General features: G+C 68.8%; 24 protein-coding genes and 1 tRNA gene. 13 read left to right on the plus strand and 12 right to left on the minus strand.

The features are described from left to right. Positions 1-28 precede the first annotated feature (28 nt). The 4 genes from ACQPZK_RS30250 to ACQPZK_RS30265 all read left to right on the plus strand — a co-directional run bounded on the left by ACQPZK_RS30250 (position 29) and on the right by ACQPZK_RS30265 (position 4,198). Positions 29-583, plus strand: coding sequence for a hypothetical protein (locus ACQPZK_RS30250; RefSeq protein ID WP_433539365.1), 555 nt, complete (start codon positions 29-31; stop codon positions 581-583). Positions 584-676: 93 nt separating this feature from the next. Then, a complete protein-coding gene (locus ACQPZK_RS30255) occupies positions 677-1,171 on the plus strand; it encodes a hypothetical protein (RefSeq protein ID WP_433539366.1) in 495 nt (164 codons plus the stop codon). A gap of 203 nt (positions 1,172-1,374) precedes the next feature. Further along, on the plus strand, positions 1,375-3,795 hold the full coding sequence (locus ACQPZK_RS30260; protein WP_433536129.1) for a hypothetical protein: 2,421 nt from the start codon (positions 1,375-1,377) through the stop codon (positions 3,793-3,795). 241 nt (positions 3,796-4,036) lie between these two features. Beyond that, positions 4,037-4,198 (plus strand): hypothetical protein, encoded by a 162-nt coding sequence (locus tag ACQPZK_RS30265; protein WP_433536130.1) that lies wholly within the window; start codon positions 4,037-4,039, stop codon positions 4,196-4,198. Positions 4,199-4,201: 3 nt separating this feature from the next. Here ACQPZK_RS30265 and ACQPZK_RS30270 read toward each other — a convergent pair whose 3' ends face one another. Beyond that, a complete protein-coding gene (locus ACQPZK_RS30270; protein WP_433536131.1) occupies positions 4,202-4,834 on the minus strand; it encodes a TetR/AcrR family transcriptional regulator in 633 nt (210 codons plus the stop codon). 130 nt (positions 4,835-4,964) lie between these two features. Here ACQPZK_RS30270 and ACQPZK_RS30275 point away from each other — a divergent pair, with 130 nt between their 5' ends. The 4 genes from ACQPZK_RS30275 (at position 4,965) to fxsT (ending at position 10,871) form a co-directional block, all read left to right on the plus strand. Then, the gene (locus ACQPZK_RS30275; RefSeq protein WP_433536132.1) at positions 4,965-5,714 is read left to right on the plus strand and encodes an SDR family oxidoreductase; all 750 of its coding nucleotides are present in this window, start codon (positions 4,965-4,967) and stop codon (positions 5,712-5,714) included. 427 nt (positions 5,715-6,141) lie between these two features. Beyond that, on the plus strand, positions 6,142-6,585 hold the full coding sequence (locus ACQPZK_RS30280) for a CU044_2847 family protein (RefSeq protein WP_433536133.1): 444 nt from the start codon (positions 6,142-6,144) through the stop codon (positions 6,583-6,585). A gap of 4 nt (positions 6,586-6,589) precedes the next feature. Beyond that, complete coding sequence (locus ACQPZK_RS30285; protein WP_433536134.1) at positions 6,590-7,480, plus strand: trypsin-like peptidase domain-containing protein; 891 nt, start codon at positions 6,590-6,592, stop codon at positions 7,478-7,480. Further along, positions 7,470-10,871 carry an FxSxx-COOH system tetratricopeptide repeat protein gene (fxsT, locus tag ACQPZK_RS30290; protein WP_433536135.1) on the plus strand — a complete coding sequence of 1,134 codons (3,402 nt, stop codon included), beginning with the start codon at positions 7,470-7,472 and terminating at the stop codon, positions 10,869-10,871. The genes ACQPZK_RS30285 and fxsT overlap by 11 nt, the downstream gene beginning before the upstream one ends. A gap of 229 nt (positions 10,872-11,100) precedes the next feature. On the opposite strand, the gene ACQPZK_RS30295 is transcribed toward fxsT, so the two are convergent. Further along, positions 11,101-11,577 (minus strand): hypothetical protein, encoded by a 477-nt coding sequence (locus ACQPZK_RS30295; RefSeq protein ID WP_433536136.1) that lies wholly within the window; start codon positions 11,575-11,577, stop codon positions 11,101-11,103. A 293-nt stretch (positions 11,578-11,870) separates the two neighbouring features. After that, positions 11,871-11,957, minus strand: a tRNA-Ser gene (locus ACQPZK_RS30300). 75 nt (positions 11,958-12,032) lie between these two features. On the opposite strand from ACQPZK_RS30300, the gene deoD reads away from it, so the two are divergent. Further along, positions 12,033-12,740 (plus strand): purine-nucleoside phosphorylase, encoded by a 708-nt coding sequence (deoD, locus tag ACQPZK_RS30305; RefSeq protein ID WP_433536137.1) that lies wholly within the window; start codon positions 12,033-12,035, stop codon positions 12,738-12,740. A 241-nt stretch (positions 12,741-12,981) separates the two neighbouring features. Here the strand turns inward: deoD and ACQPZK_RS30310 are convergent, their stop codons facing one another. From ACQPZK_RS30310 to ACQPZK_RS30325, 4 genes are read right to left on the minus strand one after another with little or no spacing between them, the layout of a single operon-like run. Further along, positions 12,982-14,181, minus strand: coding sequence for an ABC transporter permease (locus ACQPZK_RS30310; RefSeq protein WP_433536138.1), 1,200 nt, complete (start codon positions 14,179-14,181; stop codon positions 12,982-12,984). Further along, positions 14,181-14,876: an ABC transporter ATP-binding protein gene (locus ACQPZK_RS30315; RefSeq protein WP_433536139.1), complete on the minus strand. Its 696-nt coding sequence runs from the start codon at positions 14,874-14,876 to the stop codon at positions 14,181-14,183. Before ACQPZK_RS30315 ends, ACQPZK_RS30310 begins: the two co-directional genes overlap by 1 nt. After that, the gene (locus ACQPZK_RS30320) at positions 14,873-15,967 is read right to left on the minus strand and encodes an efflux RND transporter periplasmic adaptor subunit (RefSeq protein ID WP_433536140.1); all 1,095 of its coding nucleotides are present in this window, start codon (positions 15,965-15,967) and stop codon (positions 14,873-14,875) included. The genes ACQPZK_RS30315 and ACQPZK_RS30320 overlap by 4 nt, the downstream gene beginning before the upstream one ends. Then, on the minus strand, positions 15,964-16,476 hold the full coding sequence (locus ACQPZK_RS30325) for a hypothetical protein (protein ID WP_433536141.1): 513 nt from the start codon (positions 16,474-16,476) through the stop codon (positions 15,964-15,966). The genes ACQPZK_RS30320 and ACQPZK_RS30325 overlap by 4 nt, the downstream gene beginning before the upstream one ends. A gap of 141 nt (positions 16,477-16,617) precedes the next feature. Here ACQPZK_RS30325 and ACQPZK_RS30330 point away from each other — a divergent pair, with 141 nt between their 5' ends. Both ACQPZK_RS30330 and ACQPZK_RS30335 read left to right on the plus strand, forming a co-directional pair. Beyond that, entirely contained in the window at positions 16,618-17,274 is a 657-nt protein-coding gene (locus ACQPZK_RS30330) for a response regulator transcription factor (RefSeq protein ID WP_433536142.1), read from the plus strand. Then, positions 17,271-18,425, plus strand: a complete 1,155-nt coding sequence (locus ACQPZK_RS30335) for a sensor histidine kinase (protein ID WP_433536143.1) — start codon at positions 17,271-17,273, stop codon at positions 18,423-18,425. Before ACQPZK_RS30330 ends, ACQPZK_RS30335 begins: the two co-directional genes overlap by 4 nt. Positions 18,426-18,448: 23 nt before the next feature. Here ACQPZK_RS30335 and ACQPZK_RS30340 read toward each other — a convergent pair whose 3' ends face one another. The 4 genes from ACQPZK_RS30340 to ACQPZK_RS30355 all read right to left on the minus strand — a co-directional run bounded on the left by ACQPZK_RS30340 (position 18,449) and on the right by ACQPZK_RS30355 (position 20,347). Further along, positions 18,449-18,886 carry a nucleoside deaminase gene (locus ACQPZK_RS30340; RefSeq protein ID WP_433539367.1) on the minus strand — a complete coding sequence of 146 codons (438 nt, stop codon included), beginning with the start codon at positions 18,884-18,886 and terminating at the stop codon, positions 18,449-18,451. A 145-nt stretch (positions 18,887-19,031) separates the two neighbouring features. Further along, a complete protein-coding gene (locus ACQPZK_RS30345) occupies positions 19,032-19,559 on the minus strand; it encodes a tRNA adenosine deaminase-associated protein (protein ID WP_433536144.1) in 528 nt (175 codons plus the stop codon). Between the two features lie 118 nt (positions 19,560-19,677). Next, the gene (locus ACQPZK_RS30350; protein WP_167626078.1) at positions 19,678-19,845 is read right to left on the minus strand and encodes a hypothetical protein; all 168 of its coding nucleotides are present in this window, start codon (positions 19,843-19,845) and stop codon (positions 19,678-19,680) included. A gap of 112 nt (positions 19,846-19,957) precedes the next feature. Further along, positions 19,958-20,347, minus strand: a complete 390-nt coding sequence (locus tag ACQPZK_RS30355; RefSeq protein WP_433536145.1) for a hypothetical protein — start codon at positions 20,345-20,347, stop codon at positions 19,958-19,960. Between the two features lie 61 nt (positions 20,348-20,408). Here ACQPZK_RS30355 and ACQPZK_RS30360 point away from each other — a divergent pair, with 61 nt between their 5' ends. Both ACQPZK_RS30360 and ACQPZK_RS30365 read left to right on the plus strand, forming a co-directional pair. After that, positions 20,409-21,173, plus strand: coding sequence for a M23 family metallopeptidase (locus tag ACQPZK_RS30360; protein ID WP_433536146.1), 765 nt, complete (start codon positions 20,409-20,411; stop codon positions 21,171-21,173). A 1-nt stretch (position 21,174) separates the two neighbouring features. Continuing rightward, positions 21,175-22,245: a PHP domain-containing protein gene (locus ACQPZK_RS30365; RefSeq protein ID WP_433536147.1), complete on the plus strand. Its 1,071-nt coding sequence runs from the start codon at positions 21,175-21,177 to the stop codon at positions 22,243-22,245. Positions 22,246-22,289: 44 nt separating this feature from the next. Here the strand turns inward: ACQPZK_RS30365 and ACQPZK_RS30370 are convergent, their stop codons facing one another. Then, a complete protein-coding gene (locus tag ACQPZK_RS30370) occupies positions 22,290-23,315 on the minus strand; it encodes a DMT family transporter (RefSeq protein ID WP_433536148.1) in 1,026 nt (341 codons plus the stop codon). Positions 23,316-23,402: the final 87 nt, after the last annotated feature.

Here is a 23,402-nt window from a genome sequence, read left to right on the forward strand (position 1 = left end):
ACAGGTTGTGGACGGCGGCGGAGGATCGATGGCGTACCAGCTCAGCGCGGTGGTCGCGGACGCGGACCTGCTCCGCGAGCACACCGCCGAGCTGGACCACGCCGTCCTCGGTGAGCTGCGTCAGGACTTCGCGCTGCTGCCGGTCACCCCGCAGTTGGTGACCGAGCTGACCGGATCGCTGCCGGACTACGCGGCGGACGACCGCAGCGCCGAGCAGCCGTTCGACCTCGTGCTGTCGCCTCCGCTGGTCGAACTGCTGGCGGTGTGGTCGCGGTCGGGGCCGGTGGCGTACCTGGAGGCGGAGTTCGGCGGCGGCGTCGGTCACCAGTCGGCGGCGGTGTGGCTGGGCGGGGCGGCCTCCTGGGGTCCATGCTTCGACGACGTCCTGGAAGGCCCACGGGAGGAGTGGCCGATCAACGCGGCGCTCCGCCGACTCGGCGTCGAGCGTGGGGCGTGGATCGATCCGTTCGCCGAGCTGGGGCTGCATCTGGAACGCAACACGGCCGGCTGGCTGGCCCACGGGCGGCGTCGGCTCAGCGCCGACTACTGGGACGAACTCATCGAGCAGTGGGAAAACCAGTAATCCGCCGACGGGCAGCAACCTGAACGGCCCCGGTCCGTTGGGGGACTGGGGGATTCCATGAAATTGCGACAATTTGCTTTTATTGCCATGCTGCTGGCTGCTGCCTCGATCGCGGGCAGCGGTACGCCGCCTGCCGGTCCGATGCCGGCCAACCGGCCTGCCGGCAACGTCGAGACCATCGACCTGAACGGCCTGCGCAACATCGAGTTCGGCGACACCGAGGCCGAGCTGACCAGTCGGGGCATCCTGCGCACCGACCTGGACGCCTGCGGGCCGGTGCTCGCCGGCCACGACACGGTCAGCCCGGTCTTCGTCGAGGACAAACTGGTGCTGTTGTGGGTCGGCGATCCGATGCGGACACCGGAGGGCATAACGGCCGGCTCACCCGTCGAGGAGGTCTGGGACCGCTACCCGTCCGTCACGCGGCTGCCCGCTCCACAGGGGACACACCGGCTCGACGGGCTGCTCGCCCGCAGCGGCGACCGCGCGTACCTGTTCCTGCACGACGGGCGCACGGTCCGAAAGACCATCGCCGGGTACGCCGAGTGGGCGCGCCGCCTCTTCGACGAGGGTGCCGGCCCCTGCTGACGCTTGACCCGTCCCGGCCCCGCTGACCGGCCTGTCCCCGCTGACCGGCCTGTCTCGGCTGAGACGGCAAGCCGATTGTCCGCCATGGATCGTCGTGAAATCATCCCCTCGCCCGCGCACCTCGCGCGACAGAAACGGGGGAACACATCGTGCGTACACCCGCGCTCAGTCCACTGTGGAGACACCTTCCCAGATGGGCCGCGGTGGCGGCCCTGAGCCTCACGGGGGCGGGCCTGCTGGCCGGTCCCGCCACCGCCGCCCCGACCGCCGAACCGTCGCCGCGACCGGCGCTGACCACCGAGCAACCGTCCACCGCGACCACGACCCCGAAGTCGGCGACCACGACTCCGGCCCCGGGCCGAGCCACCTCGGACACGAAGTCCGTCGTCGGCCTCGCCGCCGCCTGCGGCGGCCAACTCCCGACGGGCACGGTCAAGAACTGCGCGTCGATCACCGGAACCGCACAGCAGAAATGGACGATCACCTCGACGGTCGACCAGGACACCCTGCTCGTCCGACTCCGCCAAATCTCCGGTGATGGTGTCAGCGCAGAGGTGAAGGGCAGCGACGGCGGCACCATCTGCTACGTCAGCTCGTACCTCACCGAGTGCAAGCTCGGCGACGCCGGCACCTACACGATCACCGTGAAGCTCTACTACGGAACCGGCAAGGGCGCCTACTCGCTGTCGGCGGAGTCGACGCGTACCCCGTCCGCGTGCGTCAACCTGCCCGCGGGCTTCTTCTCCTTCGCCTCCGCCGGGCGCAGCGGCACGCTGCCCGCCGGCCTTGCCGCCCGCTGTTTCGCCTTCACGCAGCCCACCGGCTCGGTTCTGCACCTCGCCGATCCGGGCGGCGCCGAGGACATCCAGGGCGACATCCTGGACGCCCAGTTCCAGCCGATCTGTGCGGTGAGGTACCCGACGGAGTGCACCCTCCGCGAGCCCGGACCGTACCGGCTCTTCCTGCAGGAGACGTACGGCAACAAGGCCCCCTACACCCTGAAGATGCCCCGGATCTCGCAGTCGGCCGGCTGCCCGGCCCTGCCCCTGGCCACCTTCGGCGACCCGGGCACGGCGGTCGGGACCGGCACCGTGGGACCGAACCAGGGAATCGGCTGCCAGTCGCTGCGGGTCAACACCCCCGGTCGGCTGATCATTCGGATGGACCAGTACGCGAACCAGTACCTCGACTGGCGGCTGTACGACCCCGCCGGGCAGGTGGTGTGCACGGAGTACGACTCCTGGCGGTCCTGCGCGGTGCCGGCGGCCGGCGCGTACACGCTGGTGCTGCAGAACTGGAACTGGGAGCCGGTCACCTACCGGGTGGCGGCAGCCCGCCTCGACCGCGCCGCAGGTTGCGCCGCCTCCACCGGGCTCAACTGGGACCAACCGGCCCTGACGGTGCACCAGACCTCGCCGGTCCAGACCAATTGCCAACCGTTCCACGGCGAGGCCGGCGAGCGGGTCATCGTCTACCGGGCCCCGGACCAGTACAACGACGTCTTCTCCTCGATCGTCGACGAGCAGGGTGTCGTGCTGTGTACCGACTGGTCGGAGGAGGACGGGTGCGTACTGCCCGCAACGGGGACCTACCGCGTCGTCTCCTACCTGGCGACCTGGCCCGTCGACGCCACGGACCTCACCTACAAGGTCCAGGTCCGTCGACTCTCCGACGCGGTCGGCTGCCCGACCATCACCCCGGGCACGTACAACTCGACGCCGGCCGGCGGTCTGGGTGGCATCCGCTGCCGGACCCTGGACCTTCCCAGCGCCGGCGCGTACCGGGTCACGGCGGTGGACGACGAGAACTACCGGGCGTACGCCACCGTCTACGACTCCGCCGGGATCAAGGTCTGCACCGGGATCCGGTGTGAGGTCCCTGCGGCAGGTAAGTACACGATGGTCCTCAACGGGGGTGTCACCACCTCGGTGATCGACAACGATTTCCTGTACGCCGTCGCGCTGCTGCCGTGGAAGACGTCGGACTGCACGCCGGTGTCCGACACCGGCTGGCAGGACGCCCCACTCCGGGGCGGCTTCGACGCCGCGGGGCAGCACAACTGCCTCCAACTGCCCAGCCCGTCGGGAGCTCACGTCGCCGAGTTGGTGGCCGGAGACGCGAACTCACCGGAGATCAGCGTGCTGAACGCCGCCGGCGATCAGGTGTGCGACTACTCCTCGCTGCGGCAGTACAGCTGCGAGCTGACCGGCGAGGCGCCCTTCTCCGTACTGCTCACCGCGGACGAGGGGGAAGCCACCGCCTCGTACGCCCTGGGCTTCGCCCGGGTCGACGGGCCGCCGGCCTGCCCGGTCCTACCAGCAGACGCGGCGGGCGCCACGGCGACGACCGGGGCGGACCACTTCGCGGCCTGTTACACCGTCCCGGCCGATCAGCACGCCAGCCGGGAGAGCTTCACCTGGACGCGTACCGCCGGCTCGGGTGACGCCCGCCTGTCGGTCTTCGACAGCCAGGGCATCCGATACTGCGGGCCCACCAGCCAGGCCGTCGAGCGGACCGTCACCTGCACCCTGCCCGCCGGTCCGGTCACGGTGCTTCTGGAGACGGATGCCGTCGACGCCTCGTACCGATTGACCCACCGGGACGGGAACGCCCCAACCGCGTGACGCGAGGCGGTCGGCCCTCCACCTACTGGAGGGCCGACCCGCCGGCCAGAACCCGCACGTACCCGGCACGGTCGCGCTGCCAGGGCCACCCGGGTCGACCCGTGCGGGCGAAGTCGCTCCAGGCGCGACCATCCCGCCGGAGAGCCGCCGCTGGGTAGGCGTGAGCGCCTCGGCGTAGTCGACGTCGAACAGAACTTCGCCCGGATCAAGGCCTCCGGCCCGCAGGCGACGGCAGTAACGGATGGTGGCGCAGGCCGACGTGTTGGGCCCGCTGCTCGCGGCTGGCGAGTCTTCGCACCTGGCCCGACTGCCCCGGTCGGCAATCGACCTCGACGCCGACAGCCTCTTCGATTTCGGGCTGCAACGGCTCTTCGGCAGGTGGGCGGCGCTCGTCCGACCGTGACGCTCAGGCCGGGTGAGCCGCAGTCGTGGGGCGCCGCGCGCCGGACACGGCGGCGAATCCGCCGAGCGCGATCTCGGCCGTCTGGCGCAACTGCTCACGCGGAACCCCGGCGGCGGCGTGGATCGCCTGCCCCTCGGTGACGCTCATGACGAAGCGGGCGAGCGCGGCCGGGTCGGCGCCGGCCGGAAGGTCGCCTTCGGAGACGGCACGGGCGAACCGGTCGGCGAGGGCTCGCTCACCGGCCAGGCGGCTGGCGGCGAGGAACTCGGCGACCGGGGCGTTCCCGACGGAGCAGGCGGTGCCGCCCTGGATCGACAGACAGCCGGCCGGGCGGTCGGGCCGGGTGACGGCGAGCACGTTCTCCCGCAGGAGGGTGGCGACGACCTCGTACGCGGTGGCCTGGGCGATTGCGTGCCGGGCGTACCCCATGTCCTGGTCGGCATAGCGGGCCACGGCCTTGCGGAACAGCTCCTCCTTGCTGCCGAAGGCGGCATAGAGGCTGGGCTTGTTGATGCCCATGGCAGCGGTGAGGTCGCTCATCGAGGCACCCTCGTACCCCTGACGCCAGAACACCTCAAGCGCGCGTTCCAGCGCCTCGTCGGCGTCGAAGCCGCGTGGACGCCCTCGTACCGGCACGATCCCCTCACCTCCGGCACCCATCCTACCCACGAAAAGACCGATCGGTACAGAAATTTGCGGCCCCGGTCAGGGGTTGCTACGGTCGCATCCGTACCGCTCGGTACACAATTCTGTGGAGGAGATCATCGTGGGACAGCTCGACGGCAGGACCGCTCTCGTCACCGGGGGCACCACGGGCATCGGCCTGGCCACCGCGCGCCGCTTCGCGGCCGAAGGCGCGTACGTCTTCGTCACCGGTCGCCGCAAGGGCCCGCTGGACGAGGCGGTGGCCAGCATCGGCAACAACGCGACAGGCATCGTCAGCGACGTCGGCAACCTCGATGACCTGGACCGGGTGATGCGGGCGATCGAGGAGCGCGGCGCGGGGCTGGACGTCCTGTTCGCCAACGCCGGCGGCGGCGAGTTCCGCCCGCTCGACGCGATCGACGTCAAGCACGTGGCCACCACCTTCGACACCAACGTCTACGGCACCATCTTCACCGTGCAGAAGGCGCTGCCACTGCTCAACGAAGGCGCCTCGGTCGTGCTGACCGGCTCGACATCGGCTGTCAGCGGCATCCCGGCGTTCGGCGTCTACGCCGCCTCGAAGGCCGCCATCCGCTCGTTCGGCCGCACCTGGGCCGCAGAGCTGATGGACCGCAAGATCCGGGTCAACACCCTCATCCCCGGCTCCACCGAGACTCCCGGGCTCGCGGGCCTGGCGCCCAGCGCCGCGGAGTCACCCGCCCTGCTCGAGACCATCGCGTCCAGCGTGCCCATGGGCCGGTTGGCCCACCCGGACGAGATCGCGAACGCGGCGCTCTTCCTCGCGTCCGACCAGAGCAGCTTCATGACCGGCAGCGAGCTGTTCGTCGACGGCGGCGAAACGCAGCTCTGAAACGACGATCGCCCGGTCGATCCTCACGGATCGATCGGGCGTTCTCGTTTGCTACGAGCGGTGGCGGCGGGACTTGAACCCGGAGGGCGTAAACCCTCACACGCTTTCGAGGTCTGCGACCACGCGTCCAACGAGGTCCCGCAACTGCCGTCACCAGGAGCGATGCTGCCTGAGCGAACGGCAGCGTACGCAGTCGTATCGCGGCGAACGAGACCGCAATTGAGACCATCCCGCCGGCCGGGGGATCTTGCCCGCCGACCGCTCTCGTACCTCAGTTAGCCTTCACCTCTGCACCCGCACACATGTCCGCCCTGGAGCCGCCGGACCACGCGGTCACCACGAGCGCTGCATGTGCTATCTTCCGGACGGTGACCCTTCGTGCGGGACTCCGACCAGCGATATCGGTTCCGCGACAATTAGGAACGAGATGAACCTCGATCATCCCGGTGTTGCAACGTTCAGCGTCGGCCTTCTCGTCGAGGCGAGCGAAGGCACGCCGCCTGGCGGCCTGGATGGAGACACCCCAGATGGCGAGGTTTACACAGACGCGGCCGGCCGGCATCGTATGGGATCGAGCGGACGGCTCGGGATATCCGTTCGACTAGTACCGCAGCTTGGCGAGGCAGCCGTACGAACCGCCGCGAGAGCAGTTGCGTCGCAAATTGCTTTGGTGGCCGACGAGATCAGCGCGGAGCTTGCACGGAGGCCAGATCCCACCGCCGAGGGCGCCAACCTCGCTATAGACGAAGCGGAGATTACGTTCGGGCTGAAGCTCACAGCGAGTTCTGGAGCCGGCCTGAGTGCTTTGTTCACGGCGAAGAGTGAATCAAACGTAGAGGTAGCCATCACTCTAAAGCGTCAAACCTCGTAGGGCCATGTATGACGGAGTGGGCCGGCTCCTGGGAGAAGATGAGGTCAACCCAACCACCGGCCAGGTCCGACCCGGCGCCGACTGCCGTACTGGCTTTGTAATTCGTGGTGGACACGTACTAACGGCGTGGCATTGCGCTTCGGACCTCGGGGGCTCTAATGCCCGGTGCTGGATCCAGTTCCGGGGATCCTTAGCACAGCCGCTAACCGTGCCCGTGAAGTACGATGATCACTCGGCGACACTCGACGTCGCGATCATGGCCCTGGATCCAGAGCGCCTCCACGGGCTTGGACCCACCGAAGCATTGCATACCCTCGGGTGCCTGGCCCTACCGTTAGGCATTGAGTGCAACTATCACGATGATGTTCGCATCGAGGGCTTCCCGATTTCAAGTTTAAATCCCAACGGGCACTCGCTCGGCGGGCGTGTCCATGATGTACGAGCTTTGGTGGGGACCACTCAAGCCATAAAGCTACACGTCGATGAGCTTGCAGCGGCGGTCCCGGAACAGGCTGGCGGACTTTCCGGCGGGCCGGTTCTACGTCACTTCGAGGGTCGCGAGACGGTCGTGGGTCTCGTAAGGTCGTATCCAAGCGACGCCATGCCGACGATCTCCCCCGAGCCAGGCGGAACCTTCTCCTTAGACTATCGCACCGTTGCCGTTGGCGGAGCACTAATTGTCAGCCGCATGGGGGATATCGCGACGGCATTCCCTCGGGTCGCAGAAGCGATGGATGGTTTCGACGCCGAATTTGAGAAGACTAGAGAACGACTTCGCCGACTCAAGCGGATAAGCGAGAGCATTTCCGCCGAGACTCGACAGCAGGCCGAGATGAAAATTGTCGACTTCTACTTGTTCGGCGATGGCTGGCTCGGAGGCGCGAATGAGCGATAAGGATCAGACTGGCGCTGCCGCAGACTTGCTTGGCGCCCGAGGGGTACAAGTGGGAGGCCACAACGCCGTCGTAAACCACTTTTTCGCAGGCAGCGTGCACCGCAGGCAGGTTAGCATTGGCGACCCTCCACGTCTCGTGACGGATCTTTATAGTCGGCCAGATGCGGCACGGGCTATAGAAAGGGCGTGTGAGCATAACCGCGTCACGAAACTCCTGGGTGCGCCCGGCGCTGGAAAAACGGCCGCCGCGATAGAGGTATTCCGCCGAGCCGCAGAGCGCGGAACTGAGATCCTAGTGTGGGTCGACGCTACGAGTCGTTCCTCTGTTGTATCGACCTTTGCTGCCGCTCGTTTGGCAACCTTGCCTGCGCCTGTAGAGGAATACAACGAGGACCCACTATCGAGGGCAGTTGCTTTCGCCAGTTGGCTCTGCGCAACTCGACGCTCATGGCTGGTGGTGTTAGACGACTTATCGCGCGTAGAGGACCTGCAAGGTCTCTGGCCTACGAGCGAGCGTGGACGGCTCCTGGTCACTTCGCGCAATACAGCGCTAGAAACGCCTGAGCCGTCCGCGGTAGTCGAACTCGCTCCCTTCAGTCGGGAGGAAGCGAGACGGTACTTTGCTCAGCAACTGGCTAGCTACGGAAAGCCCGTGCACGAAGACGCTTTAGTCGGTGTTGACGGGTTAGTGGAAGGCCTCGGCCGGCATCCCTTGGCGTTGAGCATTGCCGCGCGATACGTGGCAAACGAAGGAATAACCGCCGCGGAGTATCAAATACTACTCGCTGAAACGCGTGAATCAGGGACGGAAGCAAGCCGTTCAGGCGACGCTATTCCCACTGCCTCGGCAGTATCCGCCATAATTGCTTCTCAAGTACCTTCTATTGGGCTCACGCGCCGTCTCCTGGACCTTGTATCCGTACTCGATGGAGGCGGGGTCCCTTGGGTTGCGCTAACTAGCCAAGCGGCGCGTCAGTTCCTGGCGATTCCCAGGGCCGATCCGCCTACGGTGGCCGCCGTCGAAGCCGAGATAACGGAATTGGAGAGGAACGGTCTCCTGAGTTGCAGCACTACAGGCGGGTTCCCGACTGTTCGCATGCACGCTCTCGTGCGGCAGGTGATTCGAGACGGACAGACAAGTAATGAGTTAAGCGCTGCGGTCGTAGCTGCTGCCGACGCACTCGTCGAACTATGGCCGGAATCTGAAGGCAGTTACCCGGGCACTCAAGCGATCAGGACCAATGCTCTGGTTCTTGCCTCGCGTCACCTGACTCCCCTGATTCAGCACCGCGTACATGTCCTGCTATTTCTTGCAGGTCGCGGCCTGGAAGATGAGGGTCGACTCACGGAAGCAGCCCACTATGGCGCTCGCCTCGTCCTCGCCTCCACTGAAAAACTCGGGGCACACCACCCGGATGTTCTTGCCTTGCGCGATAGTGCAGCGACATGGAAGGGCCGAGCGGGGGACCCGGCCGGCGCCGCACAGGTGATTGAAGCGATCCTAGAAGATGCACAACAAACCGGCAGCATTGATGAATCATTCGTGCTGACGATGCGGGAAAAACTTGCCTTCTGGCTCGGCCAAGCCGGCGACGCGGCAAGCGCAGTTGATTTACTCGAGCAGCTACTAGATGATTCGCTAGGTAGCTTGGGCACCGACCATCCCAGAGCCATGGTGATCCGGAACAATCTCGCGCTTTGGCGTGGAGAGACTGGTGATGCAACTGGCGCAGCAGCGCAGTTGGAGCAGCTCTTGCAGGACCGACTACGCCTGCTCGGCCCGGATCATCCCGATACCTTGACGACCAGGAACAACCTCGCATCGTGGCAAGGTAAAGCGGGCGACTCCGTTAAGGCAGCCGAGAGTTTCGAGCGACTCCTGGAGGACCACCTGCGGATTCTCGGGTCCGATCATCCAGACACTCTGGCTACTCGCGCAAACGTCGGTTACTGGAAGGCAAAGTCTGGGGACTACACGTCGGCCATCGCAGCCCTCAGGTCACTGGCGTCCGATTCCTTGAGGGTTCTTGGCCCTGACCATCCTGATACTCTGGTAGCTAGAAATAACCTGGCACAGTTGATGGTAGATCTCGGCTATGAAGCCGAGGCCACCGATCAACTGAAGGAATTGTCGTCCGATTTCGCTCGCATCCTTGGCCCTAGTCACCCTTTGACCCTCAGTGCGCGTAGCAACTACGCGACTTCAGTAGGGCGAGCAGGACGTCCCGCCAAAGCAGGGGAGTTACTACTCGAGGTCTTGTTGGAGCGCCTAAACACCCTGGGCCCTGACCATCCCGACACGCTCACCACTCGAAACAACCTTGCTTACTGGCAAGCGGAATCGGGGAACTTAAGTGCAGCCATCCATAGTTTGAGCAGCCTGCTTGGTGACGTGCGCCGAGTACTAGGATCCAGCCATCCGTATGTGGAATCGGTACAGAACGGACTCACCACTTGGAGACGACAGGCGGCTGAAATAAAGAAATCTGGCAGAATGCATTGGGACCTGGCATTAGGCGAAGAGCTCTCGCGTCGCGAGGTGCATGATCGTTTCGGCGGTTCACGCCAGAGCGGTATGACACGCGCATCCGGGACCGACAACTTGCTGCTGTTTTCCTCGCCCACAGGAGGCCGCTTCGGCTACCACTTCGACGGCTGGAAGTCGGACGGTGCATTCCACTACACCGGCGAAGGCCATGTGGGCGACCAGATTTTTACAAGGGCAAATGCCGCGCTCCGCGATCATTTGGACAGAGGCTTGAGACCGCGACTCTTCGTTGAGGCGGCACGGTCAATCGTCCGCTACATCGGCGAATTCCGGGTTGACCCGAACCAGCCTTGGTATGCCGAGGAGGCACCGGACCGGCTCGGCGAGTTGCGGAAGGTAATTGTGTTCAGGCTTCTTCCAGTGATGGCGGAAGGGCCTGATTCGATTCATAACGAGGATCGCATTAGTAGCCCTGCAATTCGGAATATGCCAACAGAGGAAATCTTCAAGAATACGTCCGAAGCGCAAACGGCCTCCGAACCGAAGGAAGCGGCACGCCGGGAAGCTGACTTGGTTCGACGCTATGTTTATTTTCTTGATTCAGCGGGCTTCTCAGCAACTCGTCAGGAGATAAGGCTTCCTGAACTGGCGAGCCCGCTTTATACAGATCTCTTTGACGAGCATCGCAGGGAATTGCTGGAGGCCAAGGGCTCGGCTTCACGCCACCACGTCCACCTTGCCTTAGGACAGCTTCTGGACTATGCCCGTTACGTCCAGCATCGCTCTAAAGCGGTGCTACTTCCGTCAGATCCGGGGAACGACCTGGTACAGCTCCTGCATAGCGCTAACGTAGCATGCATCTATGAGGAGACGCCGGGGAGGTTCGTGCGTTTGGAACCATAATTACTTGCTACTTGGCGCATGGCACCTATCTTTTCACCTCTTCCCGTTCACTCAAGCCAAAAGAGTGTCCGGGATTTCGGTCCGCGTGATTACCTGGTTGGGGCCGACTCCCTGCCGAAATCCGGTGATCGGCAACCATCGATCTTGACATTTCGGTATGATCCTGCCGAGGTTGCCGACATGGTTCAGCCCTGCTCGCAAACGACGGGGAAGAACCCGCATTGCGCGACTACGACGACGACCCCGCGGCCGCCTCCCGGGCCGCCTTGCGCTGCGCCGCGACCTGCCGGCGGTGCGTCGCCCGCTCCTGCTCGTATCGCCGAAGCGCCGGCAGAGCGGCGGACACGCCAAACGCAGCCTTGGCGGCCAACTCGGCAAGGCCGTCCTTGTCAAGGCCCGAGAAGCGGAGGTCGTCCACCGTCGCCACCACAGCGGCCGCCTGAGCCGCCGGAGCCCACCGCGCCAACACGTCCATCAGCTCCCCGAAGTTGTCGACATTGACCCACGGAGACCCCTGCACCACGTCCCACACATCGACGATGAACTCATCCCTCCCATCAACCGTCCGCCGGAACGACCGAACTCGCAGGACCGAATGCTCACCACCGATGCCTAAGAGCTCGGACCACCCCTTCTCCTCCAGCCATTCCGTCACAGCGACGGTGTCCGGTGCGCCCTCGAACGGATCAAAGATCTCATAGCTCATCACAACATCCTGCCGCCCCGACCCCACCCGGCGAGCACCCACGTACCGCGCCGTGTGCCGACTCTCCGCAAAACCGATCCGCTCAGAGTCACAGAGCCGGATCGATGCATGGGCTAATACCAACCGGGCCCGGGTAGCGGTCTGCTCTGGCGGCCCGCGCCGAAGACTGACGACGACCCGGACGACGGCGGCGGCCGGGATGCTCAGCAAGGTGTCGTGGGGGCAACTGAGACCACAAGCGGAACGCCCGGCCGGTCCTCACGGACCGACCGGGCGTTCTCGCATGCTGCGAGCGGTGGCGGCGGGATTTGAACCCGCGGAGGGCGTAAACCCTCACACGCTTTCGAGGCGTGCTCCTTAGGCCACTCGGACACGCCACCGCCGACGAGGGTACAGGACCATCGGTTCGGACGCCGAACCGGTATCGCCCGAGCCGGCCTGGCAGGATCTTTGCCATGAGTACGCACATCGGCGCGAAGCCGGGCGAGATCGCCGAGCGGGTCCTGATGCCGGGTGACCCCCTGCGGGCCAAGTGGATCGCGGAGACCTACCTCGAGGGCGCGACCTGCTACTCGACGGTCCGGGGCATGCTGGGCTTCACCGGCCGCTGGAACGGCGTCGAGGTTTCCGTCCAGGGCTCCGGCATGGGCATGCCGTCCGCCTCCATCTACGCCCACGAGCTGATCAACGAGTACGGCGTGAAGACCCTGATCCGGGTCGGCTCGTGCGGCGCTCTCAGCACCGACCTGCAACTGCGTGACGTCGTGGCGGCGATCGGGTCGTCCACCGACTCGAACATGAACCGGATGCGCTTCGACGGTCTGATCGACTACGCCCCGGTGGCCGACTTCGGTCTGCTGCGTACCTCGGTCGAGGTGGCCGAGCGGCGCGGCATCGAGATGCACGTCGGACCGATCCTGGCGGCGGACGCCTTCTACACGGACCGGCCGGACCTCTACGACACGCTCGCCGACTACGGCGTGCTGGCGGTGGAGATGGAGTCGGCGGCGCTCTACACGATCGCGGCCCGGTTCAAGGCTCGGGCGCTGACCGTGCTGACCGTCAGCGACCACATCAAGACCGGCGAGAAGACCACGTCGGAGGAGCGGGAGCAGACCTTCAGCCAGATGGTGGAGATCGCGCTCGACACGATCATCGTCTGACCTTCCCAAACGGCACACCGCGCGAAAGAGCGTGATGACTCACAGGCATCTTGATGCCTCACAGTCATCACGCTCTTTCGCCCACGCCACGCCGGGCCGGGCCAGGCCGGGCCGGGCCGGGCCAGGCCGACCCGCGCAAGCCGCGCAAGGCCCCGCCGCGCAAGGCCGCGCCGCGCAAGGCCGCGCCACACCAGGCCGCGCCACGCCAGGCCGACCCACGCCGGGCCGACCCGCACCCCGGTCAGACCGCGGTCAGCGCCTCCGTCGGGGAGAGCCGGGCAGCGCGGACCGCCGGGTAGAGGCCGGCGAAGCCGCCGATGACCAGGGTCGCGCCCACTCCGCCGAGCATCGCCCAGGCGGGCACCACGGTCGGCCAGCCCTGGGACAACGCGTATCCGGCGGTGACCAGGATGCCCAGCAGCACCCCGCCGACCCCGCCGAGAGCGGAGAGCAGCAGCGATTCGGCGAGGAACTGGGTGCGTACCTGACCTCGGGTGGCCCCCAGCGACCGGCGCAGGCCGATCTCGGCCCGGCGTTCCAGCACCGAGATGACCATGGTGTTGGCCACGCCGACGCCACCGACGAGTAGGGCGACCGCGCCCAGGCCGAGGAGCAGGCCGGTGAAGGCGGCGTCGGTCGCCTCGGCGGCGGCCAGCGCGTCGGAGGGCCGGGACACCTCCACCTCGTTGGGCGCCTCCGGGTTGGCGGTCGCGCCGAGCACCGACCGGACGGCTTCGACCTGTGCTTCCTCGGCCCGGGTGTAGACGGTGGTCGGGTGCCCGTCGAAGCCCAGGTAGTCGGTCGCCGCCGACCAGCCGATCAGGGCCGAGGTGTCCAGCTCCGGGGCGAGCGGCGCGGGAGCGAGGACGCCGACCACGGTGAACCACCGCCCGCCCACCCACACCTGCACCTGCGGATCCGCCTCGTCGACCCCCAGCCGGTCGGCGGCGGTCGCGCCGAGGACCACCGCCGGATAGCGGGCGGTGGCCTCGTTGAGCCACGTTCCGCTGGTCACCTGGGCGCCGACGGTGCCGAGCAGGTCCAGTCGGGCCGCCCGGGCGGCGATCCCGCCCGTCTCGGCGGCCGGGATCCGGTCCGACCGGTAGACCTTGGCGTCGGAGACCTGGCCGGTCGCGGACACCTCGGTCACCGGGCCGATCCGACCGATCATGGCGACCGACTCCTCGGGGAGTTGGGCGTCCGCGCCGAACAAGGTGTTGCCCGGTTCCACCGTTAGCAGGTTGGTGCCGAGCGCGTCGAGCGCCCGGTCCAGCTCGGCCCGGGACGACGAGGAGATACCGACGACCGCGATCATCGCGGCGATGCCGATCGCGATGCCCAGCGCCGAGAGGAACGCCCGCAGTGGTCGGGTACGCAGGCCCACGCCACCGACGCGCAGGACGTCTCCGGGGCCCATCCGGGCCGGGGTGAGCACCGCCATCAGCCGACTCCACCCGTGGCGAGGAGCGAGTCGTGCCGTACCGCGCCGTCCCGCATCCGTACCTGCCGGGGAAGGCTGTCGGCGATCTCCCGGTCATGGGTGATCACCACGACGGTGGTGCCGGCCCGGTGCAGCTCGTGCAGCAGTTCCAGTACTCCGGCGCCGGAGGTCGAGTCGAGGTTGCCGGTCGGCTCGTCGGCGAGCAGCACGGCGGGTTCGCCCACCACCGCCCGGGCCACGGCCACCCGCTGCCGCTCCCCGCCGGAGAGTTCGTGCGGCCGGTGCCCGAGCCGGTGGCCGAGGCCGACCCGGACCAGCGCGGCCTCCGCGCGGTCGCGCCGCCTGCGCAGGGGTACGCCGGAGTAGAGCAACCCGTCGGCCACGTTGTCCACCACCGGTACGCCGGGGGCCAGGTGGAAATGCTGGAAGACGAAGCCGATGCGGGTGGCCCGCAGCGCGGACAGCTCCCGGTCGGTGAGCGCCGCCGCGTCGTACCCGTCGATGAGGACGCTGCCCGACGAGGGCCGGTCGAGCGTGCCGATCAGGTGCAGCATCGTCGACTTGCCGGACCCGGACGGGCCGACGATGGCCACCAGCTCGCCGTAGCCGATCCGCAACGACACGTCGTCCAACGCGACGACCCCGCCGGGGTACCGCTTGCTGACCCGGTCCAGCACGATCACGTCCCCGGTCATGCCGGAACCACCACAGTCGTTCCCTCGGCGATCCCCGTACCGGTGACCTCCACCCGCCCGTCGGCGAACAGGCCCGTGGTCACCGCCACGATCCGGCTTGCGCCGCCGTCGACGACCTCGACGCCGTAGCCGCCCTCGGCGAGGGCCAGCAGCGCCGCCACCGGCACGGTGAGCACGTCCGCGCGTTCCGAGGCGGTGAAGGTGACGTCGACGCTTGCCTGGTCGAAGCCGGCGAGGGCTTTCGGGTCGGTCACCGCGACCGTCACCTCGATCTTCGTCTCCGCCTCTGCCGACTGGCCGTTGGCGCCGGCGGAACCGGCCTGGATGACGGTCTCGACCGTGCTGATCGTGCCGTTCACCGTCCGGCCGTCCGGCAGCTTCACCGCGACCTTCGCGTCGCGTTTGGCCAGCCGCTGGTCGTCCACGTCCAACTCGACGGTGACCACGCGGCTCGTGCCGGTGTAGGTGAGCACCGCCTGGCCGGGCTGGGTGAGTTCACCGATGTCGGCCTGGTGGCTCTCCACCCGCACCTCACCGTCGGCGTACACGACGCGGCCGGGCTCGACCCGACCCGTCTCCGCCAGACCGAGGTCGTCCTGCCATTCGCGGACCGCGTCGGCGGTCGCCCCGGTGTACTCGTCGTCGACGGTGAACCCGTCGTAGCCGAGCGCCGCGAGGTTCCGCTCGAACTGCGCGACGTCGGCGCCCTCGACACCGGGAGCGAGCGTCCGGTACGCGGGCAGCCCTCCGTAGAGGAGCACCACCTCCGCGTTGTCGACCAGGTAGAGCGCCTTGCCCCGCCGTACCGTCGATCCCGTCGCCGGCAGTCCGGTGACCGTGCCGCTCAGCCTCGCCGTGGCGGTACGCGTCGTGCCGTACCCCAACTCGCCGTCCGCGGTCTGGGAGTCGGCGAGGGTCTGCCGGGTGACGGTGGCGGTGTCCGGTGCTGTGGTGCCGGCCTGGGCGTGATCGCCTCCAGCGTCGCCGCCGCCGAAGCCCACCGCGGCGATCACGCCCACGGCGGCGAGCAGCAGAACGATGCCCCCGGTGACGGCGGCTCGCAGCCACGGACGTCGAAGGGTGCCCCTCACCGGCCACCACCGAACTGCGGGGCGTGCTGCCGGCACTTCTCCAGGGCGGCCTTCATGGCCGGGTCGCCGATGTTGATCGCATTGCCCTGCGTCCCGATCCGAACCCGCCCGTCGGCGTCCGGGTCCGGGAAGTCCGGCACCCCGTTCTCCCGCATGCACTTGGCCAACGCCCGCATCTGCTCGGCTTGCTCGGGGTTGAGCTGCGGCCCCTGCCCGCCGTTGGGCAGCTTGTCCTGGCACTTCTCCATGGCGGCCTGGACCTTCTGCTGATCAGCGTCCGCACCGAGCCGAAAGCGCGGACGGCCACCCGGCTCCGGATCGGGCATGTCCACCCCGTTCTCGCGCATGCATCGGGCGAAGGCGAGTTGGCGCTCCGAGTCACTGGCCGGCGCGGCACTCGCGGTGGCCTCGGCCTTCGCCCCGCCGGCGGTCGCGACCCCGCCGCCGTCGTCGCCTCCCGCGCCGCACCCGGACAGCGCCAGGGCGAGCAGGACCGGGATCGCAAGCATCTGTCGTCGCATGGTGTCCGCTTCCGCTCGGGTCCGGCGCGGTTCGCCGAACGTGACACCTAGTGCACGGCAACGGGCGTATCCCCGGCGTTACCGTCGGCGGTTATGCCGCCGTTACCGCACTTCGAGCACCATTGAGGGGTGAGAGTGCTGGTGGTCGAGGACGAGACCGTGCTGGCGGACGCGATCGCCGAGTGGCTGCGCCGCGAGTCGTTCGCGGTCGACGTGGCGTACGACGGGGAGGCCGCGCTGGAGCGGCTGGGTGTCAACGAGTACGCCGTGGTGGTCCTGGACCGGGACCTGCCGGTGGTGCACGGCGACGACGTGTGCCGGGCAATCGTGAACGCGGGCGGCGAGATCCGGGTGCTGATGTTGACCGCGTCAGCGGCGGTCCGGGAGCGGGTGGCGGGGTTGGCGCTCGGTGCCGACGACTACCTGACCAAGCCGTTCGCCCTGGTGGAGTTGTCGGCGCGGGTGCACGCGTTGACCCGCCGGTCCCGCCCGGCGGCGCCGCCGACGTTGCGCCGCGCCGGGATCCAGCTCGACCCGGCCCGCCACGAGGTACGCCGGGACGACCGGCACGTGGCGCTGTCCCGCAAGGAGTTCGCGGTGCTGGCCGAGTTGCTGCGCGCCGACGGCGCGGTGGTCTCCGCCGAGGAGCTGCTGGAACGCGCGTGGGACGAGCACATCGACCCGTTCACCAACGTGGTCCGGGTGACCGTCATGAAGTTGCGCCGCAAACTCGGCGACCCGCCGGTGATCGAGACGGTTCCCGGGGCGGGGTACCAGATCCGATGAAACGCCTCACGATCCGCGCCCGCCTCACCCTCATCTACGGCGGGCTCTTCCTGTTGGCCGGCGTGGTCCTGCTCGCCGTCACGTACGTGCTGGTGGATCAGCGGACGGCGCAGCCGTTCGGGGTGAGCCTGCGCGACCTGCCCAAGACCTCCCCCACGACGCCCAGCGGGCAGAACGTGGACAACCTGCGCTCCCTGTTGCAGGAGGTGCAGGACGAGGCGAAGCGCAACGCGTTGGAGTCGCTGCTCACTCAGGGCGGCATCGCGTTGATCGTGGTGTCGACGGTGGCGATCGCGTTCGGCTGGCTGCTCGCCGGTCGGGCCTTGCAACCCCTGCTCCAGATCACCGGCACGGCCCGCCGGATCGCCGGAGCGGACACCGCCGGTCGGGGTCTGCACGAGCGGATCGCGCTCGCCGGTCCCCGTGACGAGGTGCGCGAACTCGCCGACACGTTCGACGAGATGCTGGAACGGTTGGACCGTTCCTTCGACGGGCAGCGCCGGTTCGTGGCGAACGCCTCGCACGAGCTGCGTACGCCGTTGGCCTTGAACCGTGCTCTGGTGGAGTTGGCGGTGACGCGGCCGGACGCGCCGGAGGAGACCCGTAGGTTGGGCGAGTCGCTGCTGGCGGTCAACGAGCGGCACGAACGGCTCATCGACGGGCTGCTGACCCTCGCCGACTCGGAAAACGAGCTGACCGAGCGTACGGCGGTCGACCTGGCGGAGGTCTGTGCGCACGTGATCGACCAGGCCGGCAGGCAGGCGCCCGACCTGCCGGTGCACCGGTCGCTCGCGCCGGCGCCGACCCACGGCGACCCGGTGCTGTTGGAACGGCTGACGTTCAACCTGGTGGAGAACGCGCTGCGGCACAACCTGGCCGGCGACGGATGGGTCGAGGTGCGCACCGCCCTGGTGGACGGGCGACCCACCCTGACGGTGACCAACACCGGACCGGTGATCGCCGGCTACGACGTCGAGACGATGTTCCAGCCGTTCCGCCGGCTGTCACGCGAGCGGGTGGCCGGTACACGTGGTTTCGGGTTGGGGTTGTCGATCGTCCGCGCGGTGGCCCGGGCCCACGGCGGCACCGCCGAGGCACATCCCCGCCCGGGCGGCGGCCTGGTCGTCACGGTCACCCTACCCGCGCTCTGACCACCGTTTCCCCGCGCGGGGTGTCAGCGGAAGAAGGCGCGCAGCACGGCGGCGGTCTCAGCCTCCAGCACGCCGCCGTACACCTCGGGACGATGGTTGAGCCGGCGATCGCGCAGCACGTCCCAGAGCGAGCCGGCCGCGCCGGTCTTGGGTTCCCACGCGCCGAAGACGACCGTGGAGACCCGGGCCAGCACCAGTGCGCCCGCGCACATGGTGCACGGTTCCAGCGTGACCACAAGCGTGCAGCCGTCCAGCCGCCACTCGCCGATGCGTTCGGCCCCCCGACGCAGGGCCAGCACCTCGGCGTGGGCGGTGGGGTCGCCGGTCAGCTCCCGCTCGTTGCGCCCGATCGCCAACTCGACGCCGTCCGGGCCGTAGAGCACGGCGCCGACGGGTATGTCGTCGATGCCACCGCCGGGGGTCGTCGGATCGGTGACGGCGACCTCCAGGGCTCGGCGCATCCACAGCTCGTGCCGCTGCCGTCGCCCGATTCCACCGGGGTCGGCCAGGCCCTCGCTCGCACCCGGCCCGGCGCGCCGCACCGATCCGGGCGTCGGCTGGCCCGGCCGGATCGTCTCCAACGCGGGGTCGGTGGCGTCGGCCGGCTCAGACCTCACGCAGCTCCTCGACCTCGTCGGCGCAGCCGAGCACCTCGCAGATCTCGGCGGTGACGTCCGCCGGCAACATCCCCTCGTGGCCGCAGAGCGTCAGCAGCTTCTGCGCGGAGATGCCCAGGTTGGCGAGCAGGTCGGCGTCGCCCACCGGATCGGCCTCCGGGTCGACGGCGGGCTGCTCGCTCTCCTCGTCACCGCCGCCGGCGGGGCGCGGCTCGTCGTCGCCGTCGAGCCCGGTCACCGACGTCTTCAGGTCACCGACCAGCAGCTGACCCAGCCGGGACTCCTCGGCGTACGCCGAGTCCGATCCGAAGACCCGCAGGTCCTCGCCCTCGTCGAGACGCAGGATCACCAGGTACGCGTCGTCGGCCTCGACGAAGAGCAGCGACACGTCGGCTTCCTGGTCGACGTCGCGCAGCCGGTCGGCGACCTCGTCGATGTCGGTGGCACCCCGTAGGTTGACCTCGGTCGCGGTCCAGCCACTGTCATCACGCACCACGGCCGCAGCGAAGTACGACACGGTTCCCCCAAAAGCCCTCGGCACAGCGCCGACTCGTCAAGGGTGCACGTTAGCCGGTCGGGTCGGCAGGCGACCGGTCAACGCCCCGAGACGCCGGCCAAACCTGACAAAGTCGAGATCAGCCGGCTACCCGACGGCGGGTGGCGATGAGTTGGCGTAGACGCTCGGTGCGCTGTCGCTGCGGCCGGCTGCGCTGGCGTACCGCCCGTGCGCCCGCCAACTCGGCGAGCAACTGGAGGCGGCGGCGGTTGCGATCCGGGTCCTGCCGCGGGGTGGTCCAGGCCATAGTGCCGAGCGTGCCGAGTCTCGGCGGCCACGTCAAGACGGCGTTCGCTACGCAGCCAACCGGGCACGCGGCGCAGTCGTCCACGCCCCGATCCGGGCCGGTCGGGGCTGCCTCACCACAACGGCCAGTCACCGCTGGTAGCCCAGCGCACCGCCACCACGGCCGCGGCGATGCTCCAGCCGCCGGCGGTCACGATGGCCACGCCCGTGGCCACTCCGCGGTCGCCGTACCGCACCAGCACCAGGGCGGTCAGCCACGCCAGCAGGCCGGCCACCACCGTCCACCACGCGTAACTCACCACGTCGGTGCCGAGGAGCCCGAACAGCAGAAGCCAGGCGGCGGCCGCGCCGCCGCCGGAGGCGACACCGCCGCCGGTCACCGGGTGCGGTTCGCGGTAGGTCGGCCTGGCGGGTGGTCCGGCCGGAAAGAGACCCGACGGGGTACGCGACGCCGGCCGAGCGGCAGCCGGATCCGGGACGGAGTCGGGTTGGGCGATGCTCACCGGCTGCCCTCCCTCACGCGCGTCGCTCGTCCCCACGGTACCGGTCTGTCAGGATGGCCGAATGCCCTCGCCGACGATCGGTCGCCGCGTGCGTCCGGCGTACCCGATCCTGTTGCTGCTCGCCCCGGTGCTGGCCGCCGGCTGCGCGACCACCCGGCCGGGGGTGCCGCCGGACGCCGCCGCGCCGTCGCCCTCGGCGGTCTGGGCGACCGGTGAGCAGCCCGCGGCCCCGACGACCGCGCCGGCAGCGACCCGCCCGGCCAGCCCGACGCCGTCGTCGGCCAAGCCGTCGCCGAGCGCGCCCCGCGCCGGGCTGCGGCATGTCTTTCCGGTACGCGCCGACAACGTGGACTACCACCCGACGCACGGGGCGTACCCGGCGACGGACCTGTTCGCCAACTGCGGTCAGCCGTTCGTGGCGGTGACCGACGGCAAGGTGCTGGAGGTGAGCCGCGTCGACAGGTACTCCAAGAGCGGACCGCAGGGCCCGGACAACGGCGGCCTGTCGGTGTCGCTGCTCGGTGACGACGGGGTGCGCTACTACGGCTCGCACCTGAGCGTCGTCTCGTCCGGCATCGAGGCGGGGGTCCGTGTCCGAGCCGGACAGCAGCTCGGCAAGGTCGGTCGGACCGGCAACGCGAACAACGTCTGTCACGTGCACTTCGGGATCTCGCCGCCGTGCACCGGTAAGGACGGGTGGTGGATCCGGCGCGGTGTGCTCTGGCCGGCCCGCTACCTGGACTCGTGGCGGCGCGGCGGCAACCGGGAACCGGCCGCCGAGGTGACCGCGTGGCAACGCGAACACGGCTGCCCGAAGGCTCCCTGACATGGCTGCCCGGGACCCGATCGCCGACCTGCGTCGGATCGCCTTCCTGTTGGAGCGGGCCAACGAGGCCACCTACCGCGTACGGGCGTTCCGTTCGGCGGCCACGGCGCTGGCCGGCCTGTCGGCGGCCGAGATCGCCGAACGGGCCGGCAACGGCACCCTCACCGAACTGACCGGCGTGGGCGATGTGACGGCCCGCTGCGTGACGGAGTCCCTGGCCGGTGAGGAACCGGTCTATCTACGCCGGCTGGTGGCGACCGAGGGCAGCGACCTGGATGCCGAGGCCACGGCGCTGCGCGCCGCCCTGAGGGGCGACTGCCACACCCACTCGGACTGGTCCGACGGCGGCTCACCCATCGAGGAGATGGCGCTGGCCGCGGTCGAGTTGGGTCACGAGTACCTGGTGTTGACCGACCACTCGCCCCGACTGACCGTGGCCCGAGGGCTGACCGCGGCGCGGCTGCGCCGTCAGCTCGATTACGTGGCGCAGGTCAACGCTGCGCTGCCGGAGGGTTTCCGGATCCTCACCGGCATCGAGGTGGACATCCTCGCCGACGGCTCGCTCGATCAGGACGAGGAGTTGCTGGCGCGACTCGATGTGGTGGTCGGCTCGGTGCACAGCGGCCTGAAGGACGAGCGGTCGAAGATGACCCGGCGCATGCTGAAGGCGGTCGCCAACCCGCACCTGGACATCCTCGGTCACGTCACCGGTCGGATGGTGTCGTCCCGGCCGGCGGGGGTGACCGGTCCGGGTGACAAGGGGCACCGGGCCCGGACCCGCCCGGAGAGCGACTTCGACGCGGACGCCGTCTTCGCCGCCTGCGCGGAGCACGACACCGCTGTCGAGATCAACTCCCGGCCGGAGCGGCAGGATCCACCGAAGCGGCTGATCCGCCGCGCCCTGGAAGCGGGCTGCCGCTTCGCGATCGACACGGACGCGCACGCGCCCGGCCAGCTCGACTGGCAGCGGTTCGGCTGCGAGCGGGCCGCGCGCTGCGGCGTGCCGGCCGACCGGGTGATCAACACCTGGTCGGCCGAGCAGCTGGTGGAGTGGACGCGCGACCGGGCCTGACCGGTGCGGGTCAGCGCGGCGCGACGGGTCCGGTCCCGGCGTTGTCAGCGACGGGCGGGCTCGGCCTCGGGCGCCGCGGGCGCTGGGGGCGCTGGGGGCGCTGGGGGCGCTGGGGGCGCGGCGGGTGCATCCGCGCCGACGACCGGCCGGGGCGTCCGACGGCCGAGCACGCCCTGCGCGACCGCGACGCCCGACAGCACGATGAGCGCGCCGACCGGCTGGTGCCAGTTGAGCCGCTCGTCGAGCACCACCGCGCCGATCAGCACCGCGAAGATCGGAATCAGGTACGTGACGGTGGACGCGGTGCTCGCGCCGGCCACTCGGATGTTGCGCATGTTGATGACGAAGGCGAGCCCGGTGCCGAGCGCACCGAGGGCCAGGACGGCGGCCACGACCTTCAGCGACAGCTCGGTGGGCAGCGGCGGCGCGCCCGCGACGAACGGGGTGACGATGGCGAGTTGCGCGGCGGCGAGCAGCAACTGCGCCGCGGACAGGGACAGCCCCGAGTGCGTGCTGCCCGCGATGAAGCGCTTCTGGTACGGGATGGAGACGCCGTAGCAGGCCGCTGCCCCGAAGCACATCATCTGCCCGACGAAGTGCGCCCCGCCGATGCCCTCCCAGACCCCGAGCACGACGAGCACGCCGACGAAGCCCAGCCCGAGGCCGATCGCTCGGCGTAGGGTCAACCGCTCGGTCCGGAACACCAGCACCGCGAGGGGCAGCACGATCAACGGCGTCGTCGCGTTCCAGATGCCGGCGAGCATCGACTCGACCCGTTGCTCGCCGTAACCGAAGAGGGTGAACGGCACGGCCACGCCGAACGCGGCGACGACGGTCAGGTGCGCCCACACCCGGGGCTCACGGGGCAGCCGGTCGCGCAGCACCGCGAGGACGATCAGCAGGGTCAGCGCGCCGGCGCCGACGCGGTAGAGGGTCAGCTGCACGGGGTGCAGCTCGGCCACGCCGACCTTGATGAACAGGAAGCTGGAACCCCAGATGGCGGCGAGGGCGAAGAAGCCCGGCAACCAGGCGCGCAGCGGGGCCCTGTCAGGAGCGATGTCGGTGTTCACCCCTGACACTCTGCCGGAGGGGTGCGACAAAGTCGTCCGACTTTCCGCTGCTTGGACACGACAATTGACATCGACATCCGGACCGGG

This window comes from Micromonospora sp. CA-249363 (assembly GCF_050950185.1).
Lineage (GTDB): Bacteria > Actinomycetota > Actinomycetes > Mycobacteriales > Micromonosporaceae > Micromonospora.